Source organism: Mesorhizobium shonense (genome assembly GCF_040545255.1).
GTDB lineage: Bacteria > Pseudomonadota > Alphaproteobacteria > Rhizobiales > Rhizobiaceae > Mesorhizobium > Mesorhizobium shonense.
The window spans coordinates 163,751-176,738 of sequence record NZ_JBEPLM010000009.1 but is presented as its reverse complement, the minus strand read 5'-3'; the positions used below and the strand labels follow the sequence as shown (position 1 = coordinate 176,738).

At 58.5% G+C, this 12,988-nt stretch carries 8 protein-coding genes; 1 reads left to right on the top strand and 7 read right to left on the bottom strand.

Going from position 1 to position 12,988, the window contains the following annotated elements; genetic code table 11:
• Positions 1-7 precede the first annotated feature (7 nt).
• The 7 genes from ABID26_RS22900 to ABID26_RS22870 all read right to left on the bottom strand — a co-directional run bounded on the left by ABID26_RS22900 (position 8) and on the right by ABID26_RS22870 (position 9,001).
• On the bottom strand, positions 8-1,057 hold the full coding sequence (locus tag ABID26_RS22900; RefSeq protein WP_354416608.1) for a transporter substrate-binding domain-containing protein: 1,050 nt from the start codon (positions 1,055-1,057) through the stop codon (positions 8-10).
• A 235-nt stretch (positions 1,058-1,292) separates the two neighbouring features.
• Positions 1,293-2,630: a D-serine ammonia-lyase gene (locus tag ABID26_RS22895; protein WP_354416606.1), complete on the bottom strand. Its 1,338-nt coding sequence runs from the start codon at positions 2,628-2,630 to the stop codon at positions 1,293-1,295.
• A gap of 96 nt (positions 2,631-2,726) precedes the next feature.
• On the bottom strand, positions 2,727-4,202 hold the full coding sequence (locus ABID26_RS22890; RefSeq protein WP_354416605.1) for an aldehyde dehydrogenase: 1,476 nt from the start codon (positions 4,200-4,202) through the stop codon (positions 2,727-2,729).
• A 26-nt stretch (positions 4,203-4,228) separates the two neighbouring features.
• Complete coding sequence (locus tag ABID26_RS22885; RefSeq protein WP_354416603.1) at positions 4,229-5,140, bottom strand: dihydrodipicolinate synthase family protein; 912 nt, start codon at positions 5,138-5,140, stop codon at positions 4,229-4,231.
• A 509-nt stretch (positions 5,141-5,649) separates the two neighbouring features.
• Positions 5,650-6,684, bottom strand: coding sequence for a proline racemase family protein (locus ABID26_RS22880; RefSeq protein WP_354416601.1), 1,035 nt, complete (start codon positions 6,682-6,684; stop codon positions 5,650-5,652).
• Between the two features lie 220 nt (positions 6,685-6,904).
• On the bottom strand, positions 6,905-8,167 hold the full coding sequence (locus tag ABID26_RS22875) for an NAD(P)/FAD-dependent oxidoreductase (protein WP_354416600.1): 1,263 nt from the start codon (positions 8,165-8,167) through the stop codon (positions 6,905-6,907).
• A gap of 96 nt (positions 8,168-8,263) precedes the next feature.
• Complete coding sequence (locus ABID26_RS22870; RefSeq protein ID WP_354416599.1) at positions 8,264-9,001, bottom strand: GntR family transcriptional regulator; 738 nt, start codon at positions 8,999-9,001, stop codon at positions 8,264-8,266.
• 770 nt (positions 9,002-9,771) lie between these two features.
• Here ABID26_RS22870 and ABID26_RS22860 point away from each other — a divergent pair.
• Positions 9,772-12,639: a class I SAM-dependent DNA methyltransferase gene (locus ABID26_RS22860; protein ID WP_354416597.1), complete on the top strand. Its 2,868-nt coding sequence runs from the start codon at positions 9,772-9,774 to the stop codon at positions 12,637-12,639.
• Positions 12,640-12,988: the final 349 nt, after the last annotated feature.

Sequence of the window (12,988 nt, the reverse complement as noted above, 5' to 3'; positions counted from 1 at the left end):
GGAGATCTTAGTCTAGGATCCACGGGAAGAAGACGCCGCCGTCCTTCCACTCGCGGTTGATGCCGCGCGGGATCTTGTATGGCGAACTGTCCCCGAAGTTGCGGTCATAGACCTCGCCCATGTTACCGATCTGCTTGATCACATTATATACCCAGTCGTCTGAAAGGCCGACGCGGACGCCAATGCCTGGCGTGACGCCGAGCAGCTTGGCAATGGTGGCATCCGCCGGCTTGGCCTTCGCTTCGTCGACGTTCTTGGAGGTGATGCCGTAGTCTTCAGCAAGCCTCATCGAGGAGAGCATCCAGTTGATGAGGTTCAGCCAGTCATCGTCGCCCCGGCGAACCGCAGCCGCCAACGGCTCAAGGGTAATGACGTCGGGCAGGATGGTATAGTCGTTCGGATGGTTGGACGATTGCGCAGCCACTGCCAGGACGGGCGCCGCATCCACGATGCTGTCGCAGCGGCCGGCAAAGAACGCGGCCGCCACTTCTTCGGACTTTTCGAAGGTGACCAGCTTCACGTTGATATTGTGACCCTTGAAAAAGTTGGCAGCCAAAGCCTCTGTTGAAGTGCCGGCCGGAACGCACAACGTGCCTCCCTCCAACCCCTTCGCGTCCGAAATGTTAAGGCTCTTCTGAACCATGATGCTGGTCGGCGAGACGAAGTATGGCGTCGAGAAGTTCAGCCCGAGCTCGGTGTTTCGGGACATGGTCAGGCCGGTGCCCTTGATGATGACGTCGACGTCGCCGGACTGCAGGGAGGGGAAGCGCTGAGCCCAGCTTAAGGGCACGATCTTCAGGTTCTTGTCCGATGCGAAGATCGCGACTGTAAGCGCACGGCACAGGTCGATGTCCTGACCCTTCCAATTGCCCTTGTCGTCGACCTCGGCATACGGCGGGTAACTGCCGTTGTGGCCTGGGCAAAGCAGCTCGCCACGCGCCTTGACCGCTTTCAAGGTATCGCCGCCGGCGGCGAATGCAGCCGTCGAATACGATCCCGCCGCCAGAGCCAGGAGCCCCGCTGTCACCAGCCTAGAGAGTCCGGAAGCATGTTTCATTATCGGTTCCCCAGTGTTAGCATTTCCAGTCGATATATTAACGACATTATGTCGACAGTCAAGCGGATCACAAGAAGGCTGATGAATTTTCGCGTCAGATCGCGATCTGTCCGTCCGTCTTTGCCCTGCAATCAACGCACCGCGCGCCAGCAATCCTGTGGTCGGACGACATTGAACTGCCAAAACGAGTCGCCTCGGCACGCCGATAGCGATGCTGCCGACAACGTCAGTTCTTCTACTGCTTCCAGCTGTCGACTAGCGCCATCACCTGGCCGCGAAAGGCCTCCGCCCGTTCATAAAGCAAATGCCATTCGACGGCCGGAACCAACGATCCTCCCGTTGTCCACGAGACATGCGTCGCGTTTGGCAAGGCCCGCCCAAGTCCCTGCGCCTGGACGTAATGGCGGCCTTCCTTACTCCCTGTCAGGAAGAGCGGACCGAGGAAGGCAATGGCCGCCGACGGCTCGACCTGGAGGCCTTCGACTTCGTGCGCATTCAGCATCATGTCCAGCATGTGGCCGTCATTTGCGGTGAAAATGCCGGAGACCTTGTCAGCCATCAGCGGCGCGACGAATGGGGATGCGCTGCCGACGGCCAAGCCATCCGCTTCCGTCACATTGTCGAGCCCAATATCGTACACCGACACGGGCCGGTGGACGCCCATCAGCAGCTGAAGGAGCATGCAGGGCGAAGCCGAAGGCTCGGCCCAGAAGCAATGAACGCTTCTTCCAAAAAGCGACTTCAGTCCGTAAGTGATTCCGCCGGGAGCGCCGCCGACGCCGCAAGGCACATAGACGAACAACGGATGATCGTCATCTACGACGATCCCCCGCTTCTCAAGCTGTGAACCTAGTTCGGCTGCGGCGGCGCCATAGCCGGCAAACAGGTCTATCGAATGCTCGTCGTCGACGAAGTGACATTTGGGGTCGGCTTCGGCGGCCTGGCGTCCCTGCTGGACTGCAATCGAATAGTCCCCTGCATGCTCGACGACCTCGACGCCGTTGGCGCGCAGGAGATTCTTCTTCCAGGTTTTGGCATCGCGCGACATGTGCACGATCGTGCGAAAGCCCAGGCTCGAAGCGATCATGCCGACGCTCAGGCCCAGATTGCCGGTGCTGCCGACGACTACCGAATAGTGCGAAAAGACAGAACGCGCGTGCGAGTGTGTGTAGTTCGGGCGCTCCGTGGACGTCCGGGCCAAACCGTTCTCAGCCGCCACGCGTTCCGCGAAGGCAAGCACTTCGTTGAACCCTCCCCGCGCTTTGATCGATCCGGCAATCGGCAGGGAATGGTCAGCCTTGATGTACCAGTGTGGAATGTTCCAGCGCTTTGCGAGATTTTCTACGGCTAGGAATGGAGATTCAACGACAGTGGCCCTGCCGCGCGTAACGGGAAAAGCGTCCTGGAGATGGTGGCGGGCTTCGCGCAAGCGTCGCTGTGCGTCAGCGATGTCGTCCTGGTACGCACGCGTGCCATGCGATTGCGCCAAGGACGGGTTGATCCAGAAGACCGGCTCCCGCGCCGAGAGGCGGGCGAGAAGCCCGTCCTTTTCCTGGCTTATATCGTCGCGCATGCGATATTCCTGCCGCGAAATCTTCCACCAAGGATGGCCAGCCAGCGCGGCCCCAGCTGCCGCCTTCTAAATGGCCGCCTTACATTCCTGCGTCGACTAGCGCAGTTGCATCCAGATGGCCTTGGTCTCGGTATATTGATCATGAGCCGCGAAGCCCTTGTCCTTGCCGCCGAAACCCGACTCCTTATAACCGCCGAACGGGACCGCGAAGTCGCCTTCCGAGTAGCAGTTGACTGAAACGGTGCCGGCGCGGATGGACCTTGCGATCAGGTGAGCCCGGTTGAGATCATTCGTGTAAAGCGACGCCGCTAAGCCGTAGTTAGTATCATTCGCGATGCGCACTGCTTCGGCGTCGTCTCGGACGGTGATAACCGACAGGACGGGGCCGAATATTTCCTCCCGGGCGATCGCCATGTCGTTTGTCACACCTTCGAAGATGGTCGGCTCAATGAAGAAGCCGCCTGTGTCCTTCAATACCTGCTGGCCGCCAAGTGTCAGCTTTGCGCCCTCGAACTGGCCCTTCTCGATATAAGAGAGGACCTTCCGCATGTGCGGCTCCTCAATCATGGCGCCGATTTTGGTCGCAGGGTCCAGCGGATCTCCGACCTTCCAGGTCTTGACGGTTTCCTTGAGCTTCGCGAGCAGCGGTTCGCGGATTTTTTCGGAGACGATCAGGCGGGTACCGGCAGAGCAGTTCTCGCCCTGGCAAAACAGGAACCCGGCCGCGATCTGCTCGACCACGGGGGTGAAGTCCACGTCATCGAGAACAATGGCCGGGCTCTTGCCGCCGCATTCTAAGACGATGCGCTTCATGTTAGATTCGGCGGCATATTTTAGGAAGTAGCGGCCGACCTCGCCCGAACCCGTGAAGCTGATGCAGTCGACGTCCATGTGCAGGCCGAGCGCGCGGCCGGCGGTCGGGCCCATGCCCGGCACAACGTTAAGCACGCCTTCGGGAAGACCGGCTTCGGCTGCGATGGCCGCGAGACGCAGCAGCGAGAGCGACGTCAGTTCCGCCGGTTTGACGACGACGGAATTGCCGGTGGCGAGCGCAGGCGCGATCTTCCACATCGCGACGAACAGCGGGAAGTTCCACGGCAGGACCGCGCCGACGACCCCGACCGGCTCGCGCACGATCATCGAAACCACATCGAGCGGGGCCGGAGACATCTGGTCGTGGAGCTTGTCAGTCGCTTCGGCATGCCAGCGCAGCGTCTCAATGCTGTCGGGAAGATCGACATTACAAGAATCGTTGAGGGGCTTGCCGCAGTCGAGCGTTTCGATCAGTGCGAGCTCTTCGATGTTCTTTTCGATCAGATCGGCGAAGCGCAGCAACGTCTTCTTGCGTTGCCGCGGTGTTTGCCGCGACCACGATCCACTTTCAAAGGAAGCGCGCGCGGCCGCGACGGCCCTATTGATGTCGGCCTCTTCGCCCGCGCAAACCTGCGCCAGTTCTCTGCCCGTGGCTGGATTAAGGGTCGCAAACGTTTCGCCGCGTTCCGTGCTTCGATAGTCGCCGTCGATGAAGGGGCGGGTCTCGAAGGTCGCGGGAATCTTAATATCGACGGTCATCCTTTTGTCCTCAACCTACGTTGGCTTCAATTTTCCCAGGAGGCGACATTCTGCGACTTGAGGTCTTCGTAAAGCTTGCGGAACTCGGAGCGCTCGGCATCGGACAGACCGATCAGCGGCGCACGGACGTCTCCGATCGGAATGCCCGCGAGCGAGGCGCCGTATTTGACGTACTGGTTGAACTTGCCGCCGTTTTCGAGCAGGTAGATCAAGGGCATCATTGCCTTCATCAGCTTGCGCCCGAGCAGGAAGTCTTCCTTCTTCACGCACGCATTGTAGAGGGCGACGTGTTCGGCCGGCAGGAAGTTGGAAGCGCCGGCGATCCAGGAGCGCGTGCCCCACAGGAACTGGTCCAGGGCTTGATCATCGAAACCGCAGACGCGCTGCAGTTCGGGATAAAGAACCATGTGCTGATAGTAGCGCGAGATCGAACCGCTCGATTCCTTGATGGCGAAGATCTTCTTTATGTCAAGGACGCCTTCGAGAAACTCGCTGTCCATGTCCACGCCGGTGCGGGCGGGGAAATTATAGAGGATGATCGGCAGCGACGTGCTGTCGGCAATGTTGCGGAAATGTGCAATTAGTTCCGACTTGCCCGGCAGCGAGTAAGGCGGAGCCGCGAGTAGCTGCGCCTGGTAACCCAGGCCTTCGGCGAATTTGGTAACTTCAATCGTCTCGTCGGGCCGCATGCTGTTGACGCCGGCATAAAGCGGAATGTGGCCGTTCACGACCTCTGCGACGCGTGCTAGGACGGCTTTCCGTTCTTCGAGCGTCTGCGCGTAGTATTCGCCCGTTGAGCCGCCGGGAATGATGGCATGCACCCCGTTGGATAGAAGAAACTCGAGGAGCTTGTCCAAGGCCTTCAGGTCCAGACGAGCACTCTCATCATAGGGAGTGGCGAGGGCTGTCAGGATGCCGCTCAGTTGAGGTATCTGCATTGGAAATCTCCATCCATCTGAAGGCCAAGCGCGGCCTTGCGAACCGTCGTATCGTGCGCCCGGTTTCGCCCCTCGAGTTTGTCGACATATTGTCGTTCATATGTTTTTTTGTCAACTGATTTTTGATGGCCTGTACCCCTGTCGGTAAAGAGTCATTCCGATCCCACGAGACTTGCCTGCCAAAAAGTGCGGTTCACGGCGCTTTCGAACAAAGGGCACCCAAGTCAAGCACCAGCTTCGCCGGCCAGCCTGCCTGCGGCTGCGTAGGCAGCGCTAACTTGTTGATTGGACCGCAGCAGAGCGTCGACGGTGGGCGGCCAGGCCGTTATAGCCATATCCCCGCGAACGCTTATGCGGCCCGGTGCGGGCCTCGCTAGATGCCTAGGCCGGTGGTCTTCGTTCGGGCTTTGGCGACCTTGCAGTCGCTTCTGGCGGCATCGTGCACCAGCTCGTGCCAGGCAATATCATCATCCCAGTCTGCCGGCGGCCGAGGACCGATCTTCACCGCGCTAGTTGAGCAGATCGAAGGCATCGCCCCAGCAGTCGGAAACCATGTAACCAAGTTGGTAGGGGTCGGTGGGATCGACGCCGATTTGATGGATACCGTGAATCCATCCGCGACCTGAGATCCTAGGCAATATGCTCGCCTTGCCAGCCACGGTGGTCGTTCCGATGATCGAAACCTCGAACTCGCTGTCGATGATCGAGCGCGCTATCCGAGTTTCGCCTTCAGCGAATTGGCCGCGCGCATGCATGACCGCGAGCCGCGCGCTGTTGCCTGTTCCGCAGGGCGAACGGTCAAAGCGGCCCGGGGGGACGACCGTTGCTCCCTTCATCCGGCCCTCGTTGTCGTAGCCGACAAACATCGTATAGGACAGCCCGCTCAGACTGGCTATCTCGGGATGCCGCACGTCGAGCTGGGCATCGATGGCCCGCTGCACGCGGCAACCTAGATCGACCAGCTTCCTGGCATTCCCAGTCGTGAGTTCCAGGCCGAACTGCTCCGGATTGATAAGGCCGTAAAATATGCCGCCATAGGAAATGTCCACAACGACCTTGCCAAGACCTGGGACATCCACCTCGGCATCCAGCAGCAGCGGAAAGGACGGGGGCATGTCGAGGGTGACGCGCTCGCATTTGCCGTTTGAGCATTTGGCGACGGCCTTGACGAGGCCGGCCGCGGTTTCAAGTGTGACGACCGTCTCCGGCTCCTTCATCTCGACGATGCCAGTCTCAAGAAGCACGGTGACGAGACAGATGCTGTTGGAACCGGACATGGCATGTGCCTTGTCTCCCTGTAGGATAATGAAGGCAGCATCGGCCTCTGGATGCACCGGCGGCAACAGGAGATTTGTGCTCATCTGCGCGCATCCGCGGGGCTCGTTCACCAGAAAACGCCGAAGGCGGTCGTCCACGTTGTTTATGTGAAGCAATTTGTCGAGGATGGTCTCGCCAGGAATCGACAGGACGCCGCCGGTGACGATCCGACCGACGTCTCCTTCAGCGTGTGCTTCCACCATCGTGACGGTCTTGTTCCAGCGCATATGGGTTCCTCAAACTGGCGGATAAAGGAGCGGCGTCGCCTGTCTACATAATGACGACAATCAGGCTCGATACCAAACCGGGGCGAGCATTTCAAGCAGCGCGTAAGAGCATATCGACCAACAGACAGTGCGTTTTGCCGTGAGACCGTGAAACGCACTTGGCCCGAAAGAGCGGACCTTTGCGGTCCAACCAAGACGGCTTGCGGCGGCGCGGCCACGATCACCGAAGACTCTTGAAGCGATCGATCGCGAACGGCCGGCCAGCTTGTTGGTTTCCCCTTAGCAGTTCCAACATGATCTCCGCCGAGACCGCCGCAAAACTCAATCCGCAATGGCCGTGGCCAGCCGTGTAGAAAACACCCTTCGCTCTTGCAGACTGTGAGATGATCGGCACCGAGTCCGGTGTCGAGGGTCGGAGGCCTGACCAGGCCCTACCACCAAGAGTGTGCAGACGCGGAAAAGCCCGTACCGCTATTTTTTCGATGCGGTCGAAATAAGCTTGTTTCGGCTCGGACGTTAGTCCAGCAAACACGGCCCAGCCACCCACCCGAAGCCCGCTTGAAATGCTCGTCGCAGCGATCCCGCGGTCAGCGAGAATGAGCGGGTGGTTCAGCTCCAGACCGGACGCCGGATAGGTGTAGTTGTAACCACCTTCCGCCTCGATTGGCAGGTGATCGCCGATTTGACGCGCGAGAAAGGGCGTGTGCGCGCCACATGCAATCACAACCTTATCAAAGCTGAACGCCTCCCCTTCGCACCCAACTGTGATCATGTGCTTTGCTGGAAGCACCTCTTCCACGTTTTGTCGCCGATACTTGACGCCACCGGCGATCGCCGCTTCAAACAGGTTCGTCACCACATGGTAGGGATCGGTGACTGCACCCCAGTCATCCGACAAGACGGCGCCTGCGAACTCATGAGACAGGGATGGCTCAAGCTCGGTGAGATCTCGACGATCCGCAATAACGCTGAAGCTGTGGCCACGGTCTCGTTTTGCACGCCAGCTCGGGAGGGCGCTCTGCAGCGAACGGCTCGAGTCATAAAGGTAGAGGGCCGGTTTGTGCCGCACCATGTTGCTAAGTCCGGCTTCCGCCAGCAGCGTTTTGGTGGAAGGAAGCGCCCTGGCGCTCAGCATGGTCAGCGCTTCGGTCGCCTTTTCATAGGCCCGGTGCCGACCGCTGAGGTAGAAGCGAAACAGCCAAGGCGTCAGCCGGGGCACATAAAAGGGGTCGATCTTCAGCGGACCATTTGGGTCAACCAGCATACGCATTGCGGTAGTTAGAATTCCAGCATTGCTGATCGGAAATATTTCCGATCCGGCAATGTGTCCTGCATTTCCGAAGGATGGCCCGCTTTTCCCCGGCAACTCGCGATCAAAGAGCGTTACGTCAAAGCCCCGCTTGGAGAGGAGAAACGCCAGCGCGACACCAACAATGCCTGCGCCAACGACTCCGACGGAACGAGCCTGTGCGCCATCTTCCATGGAAATTCCTCGACTTCGCCAAACGAAAGACCGTCGACCGAGCCATAAAACGACATTATGTCGACAGTCAAGTGGCGGCGCCGAGAATCTGTCGCGTCAGCTGGCGATCTTCATTTTCGAGGTAATGCTGCGCTCCATGTATTCCAGGAAGTCTCCCTTGAACTGCTGCGCGTGCTCGTGGGCAAGGCGTTCAGCCTCATCTGCATCTTGAATTCGGATAGCTTCGACCATTTCCCGGTGATGCTGGTTGAGGCGCTCCACTGTGGAACCGAGGCTCTTGAAGAGGAATTCGCTATGGAAGTAGAGCATCCGTCGCCCTTCTTCCAGAATCCGCTTATAGAAAACGACAAAATATTGGTTGCGGCCCGCCTGGGCGATCCTGAAGTGGAAATTGTAGTTGCCTTCGATCAGAGGGAGCCAGTCGCCAGTATCGAAGCTGAGTTGGGCTTTCTTCTCATATGCGACAAGCGTAGTTTCAATCTCCTCTATGTCGCGTTGCGAGCGGCAAATGGCAGCTGACCTATGGGTGGCGCGCTGCAGAAGGTCCAAAGCATCCAGATATTCGGGCACACTGCGGAAATCGAGAGGCGCTACGATCGTGCTGCGGTTTTCATGCGTGACTACCAATCCCTCGGCTGCAAGGCGCACCAGGGCCTCTCGAATAGGGGAGCGAGAAAGTTGGAACCGCTTCCCCAGGCCGACCTCGTCCAACGGGACACTTGGGGGCAGCACCATGCTTAGAATGTCGTGACGAAGTTCGCTGTAGACCCGCGTGCTTCCGGTTTCTCGGGGACCCGCGATCTTCCTCTCCGCAGCTGCTTTTTTTACTGGCATGGTCGTCCGTAATCCTCGCTTCAGATGATAAGCCCGACCATCGGTATCCTAAAGGCGTTCTACAGCCAATTATGATGCCGGGTTACCTACCATTACCTAGACCGGTCAAGGTCGACAATATGCATACAGCATCACATATCGCCGACGTTATGCAGGTTTGGCGAAGAGGTCCCACGCTTTGCATAAGTCTGGTCGACGGTCCGAAAACGTTTGCAGCTTCAGATCCTGGCAATCTTGGCTTTGGTGACGGCGTCGGACGGTACCAAAGCATCCAATTGCCGACTGATGACGACGCGTTCCTTCCTTATCCGCTCGGCCGTGCCGGGCCCCGGCTTGCAATCGGCTTCGAATGCTTTTGAACCGGCGTTTCAATGGGCTTTAACCGGAGTTGCAACTCGGGTGGGAGGGAAGAAGCCAAACTGACGAGACCTGCTTGCCCGCGTTGCCGCCCTTATGACAGTGCCTGGTTCCGTGAGCAACTCGCAGCCAGGGGCAGTGAGCCATGCATCACCTCTAGCCGAAGCCGTAAAGTCCCATACGCCTATGACACTGCGCTCTACCATCACGGCCTGTTCGCAAAGCTCAAGGATTGGAGGCGTATCGCAACCCGCTACGACCGATGCGCCCACACCTTCTTCTCCGCCATCTGCATCGCAGCAGCCATCATCTTCTGGCTTTGAACAATGAATCCTGAGCTAGCTCGCCGAAATGCAAACGCCCTAATTTACAATCTAAAACAAACATAAGGATAAGAACGATAGCCTCTCATTATGCAATCCAAACCGTTCGACGAATCACCTTGCAAGGGCTACACGACCGGTATGACGCCCGAAAAATTCATCGCTAAGTGGAAGGATTCGACCCTCAAAGAGCGGTCGGCTTCCCAGTCCCATTTCAATGACCTTTGCGACGTACTCAGCGTCGAAAAGCCCACCGACGTCGATCAGAAAGGCGATTGGTATTGTTTCGAACGCGGCGCCTCGAAAACCGCAGGTGGGGAAGGCTGGGCCGACGTATGGAAGCGCGGGCACTTCGGCTGGGAATACAAAGGAAAGCGGAAGGATTTGACCGCTGCTTATGCCCAGTTGCGGCAATATGCCGTCGCCCTGGAAAACCCCCCGCTCCTGGTCGTGTCCGATATGGACCGGTTCGTTGTACATACAAACTGGACAAACACCGTTTCCGAGGTCCACACGATCCAGCTCGAGGACTTGAAGGATGCGGCCAAGCGCGACCTTTTGCGGTGGGTTTTCACCGATCCCGAGCGGCTGAAGCCATTGAAGACGATCGACGCTCTGACGCGGCAAGCCGCCGACAAATTCGCAGGGCTGGCGATCCGCCTTCATGAGCGGGGACACGACCCCCACCAGGTGGCACACTTCGTCAACCGGCTTGTTTTCTGCATGTTCGCCGAGGACATCAATCTCCTACCCCGGCAGCTTTTCAGTCAGTTGCTCGACAAGGCCTTCCATCGGCCCGACATCGCCCAGGGCCTCTTGGAACAATTGTTCGGCGCCATGCGGGCGGGCGGCCTTTTCGGGATCGATGAAATCGAATGGTTCAATGGCGGGCTGTTCGACGATTCCTCCGCTCTGCCCCTCACCCGCGACGATCTGAAAACGATCGGCGAAGCCGCAGCCCTGGACTGGTCGGACATCGACCCCTCGATTTTCGGCACTTTGTTCGAGCGCGGGTTGGACCCTGCTAAGCGAAGTCAGCTCGGCGCACACTATACTGATCCCGAAAAGATTATGATGATCGTCCGGCCAGTCATTCTCGATCCATTGTGGCGGGAATGGGAGAGCGTAAAATCGGCGATTGAGAAGCCCCGTACTTCGGAAAAGCGCAAACGCAATCTTTTAGGAGGCTTCCTTGAGCGCCTGCGGCAATTCCGAGTCCTCGATCCCGCTTGCGGCTCGGGAAACTTTCTCTATCTCGCGCTGTTGGGGTTGAAGGACCTTGAACACCGCGTCAACCTCGATGCAGAAGCCATGGGCTTTGGACGGCAGTTTCCGACCGTCGGGCCTCGAGCGGTGAGCGGTATAGAGCTTAATCCTTACGCCGCGGAGCTCGCACGCGTGACCGTGTGGATCGGGGAAATTCAGTGGATGCGAAAGAATGGGTTTGACGTTGACCGAAAGCCCGTTCTGAAACCGCTTAACAATATCGAATGCCGGGATGCCATCCTGAACCCTGACGGCACGGCCGCCACGTGGCCGTCCGTGGATGTGATTATCGGAAACCCGCCCTTCCTGGGGGCCAAGCTCATGAAACGCCGCCTTGGCGTCGAGACGACCGAGGCTATCCGCAGCGCCTATGACGGACGACTGCCAGGCTTTACCGATCTCGTTTGCTTCTGGTTTGAAAATGCCCGAGCGGCAATCGAAGCAGGCAGCGCGGCCAGGGCAGGTCTCGTGGCGACAAATTCAATCAGAAAAAACACGAACCTTCCCGTCATGCACCGCATTGCAGCGACGACTCCGATTTTTGAAGCCTGGAGCGAACAGCAATGGACGGTAGACGGCGCAGCGGTGGACGTATCTTTGATCTGCTTTGGCCAGGTCAACGACCGGCCGACAAGACTCGACGGCCGCGTTGTAAACGGGATCAATCCCGATCTAACGTCCGGACTCGATCTAACGGCAGCCAAAGCGCTTCCGGAAAACAAGGATGGGGCCTTTCTCGGCATCCAGAAAAGCGGTCCGTTCGACGTACCGGGAGCGGTCGCCAGAACATGGATGAAAGAACCGTCGAATCCTAATGGACGGTGCAACTCTGAAGTGCTGAAGCCTTATTGGAATGGCGACGACCTGACAGGCCGACCGCGCGACGTGTGGTTTATCGATCTCCCTCTTGGGCTGAATAAGGCGGATGCCGCCCTGTTTGTGAGGCCCTTCAATCACATTGCTTCCACACCGGATGACGATGGCAAAACAGTCGAGCAACTGCGGAAAGCCAGCGGTAGCACAAGCGATAGTTATCCATGGTGGCAGCCATGGCGGCCGCGACCCGAAATGCGCTCGCGGATTGCGCAGCTCAGCCGTTACATCGTGACCGCTGAAACGGCGTTGCATCGAATTTTTGTCTGGCTTTCTTATCCCGTACTCCCCGACAAAAACCTGATCGTGATCCCTCGGGAAGACGATCTGATGTTCGGCCTGCTCCAAAGCCGCTTTCACACGGTCTGGTCTCTCCGTAAGGGGTCCGATCTGGAAGATCGGCCGCGATACACGCACACTAGCACATTCGCAACCTTTCCCTTCCCCAAGGGAATGACCCCTGCCGATCCGGTCCCGTCCGCGCGCGGGCTACAATCCGCGGCGGCGATTGAAAAAGCGGCCGCCAGGCTCAATGAATTGCGCTGCGCATATCTGTCTCCTGCGGACCAAGTGACGATGGCGCCCGAGATCGTCCCAGGGTTTCCCGACCGCCTGTTACCCAAGGATCAGGTCGCAGCTCAGGAACTCGCCAGACGAACCCTAACCAGCCTGTACAATGAGCGGCCCGCCTGGCTGGATGATGCGCATAAGGCTCTCGATGCCGCCGTTGCCAAGGCGTACGGCTGGGCTGACGATCTTCCGGATGAGGAAATTCTGACGCGTCTCCTAAATCTGAACATGCAACGGTCGAAGTCGTGATCGGTTGCAGATAATGCCCCGACACGGGCTGGGGCACCCGATTGAGCGCCTGCTTGGGTTTCAGAAGGACCGCCACACCCCGGCGTGACGGGCCAGGACATAGGCACAGTAGCCCGGCGTCCAGCCGATGGTGTAGTATCCGTCGCGGGGCGGATATACTCGGCATTGCCGCCGATGTTCAGGTAGCCTTCCACGTCTTTCAGGAAGCTGTTGAAGGCGACGTTGTCCCAGTGATGCAGTGATGCAGTGATGCAGTGATGCAGTGATGCTTAATCGATTGCTGCATTGTGTTTCTCCATCTGTTTTCGATCGAGCACCCGTCAAAAGCGAGAGCAGGCACGGCCAGCAA

Coding starts and splice junctions, on each gene's coding strand:
- ABID26_RS22900 (WP_354416608.1), bottom strand. CDS start 1,057: ATGAAACATGCTTCCGGACTCTCTAGGCTGGTGACAGCGGGGCTCCTG.
- ABID26_RS22860 (WP_354416597.1), top strand. CDS start 9,772: ATGCAATCCAAACCGTTCGACGAATCACCTTGCAAGGGCTACACGACC.
- ABID26_RS22890 (WP_354416605.1), bottom strand. CDS start 4,202: ATGACCGTCGATATTAAGATTCCCGCGACCTTCGAGACCCGCCCCTTC.
- ABID26_RS22895 (WP_354416606.1), bottom strand. CDS start 2,630: ATGCGCGACGATATAAGCCAGGAAAAGGACGGGCTTCTCGCCCGCCTC.
- ABID26_RS22885 (WP_354416603.1), bottom strand. CDS start 5,140: ATGCAGATACCTCAACTGAGCGGCATCCTGACAGCCCTCGCCACTCCC.
- ABID26_RS22880 (WP_354416601.1), bottom strand. CDS start 6,684: ATGCGCTGGAACAAGACCGTCACGATGGTGGAAGCACACGCTGAAGGA.
- ABID26_RS22875 (WP_354416600.1), bottom strand. CDS start 8,167: ATGGAAGATGGCGCACAGGCTCGTTCCGTCGGAGTCGTTGGCGCAGGC.
- ABID26_RS22870 (WP_354416599.1), bottom strand. CDS start 9,001: ATGCCAGTAAAAAAAGCAGCTGCGGAGAGGAAGATCGCGGGTCCCCGA.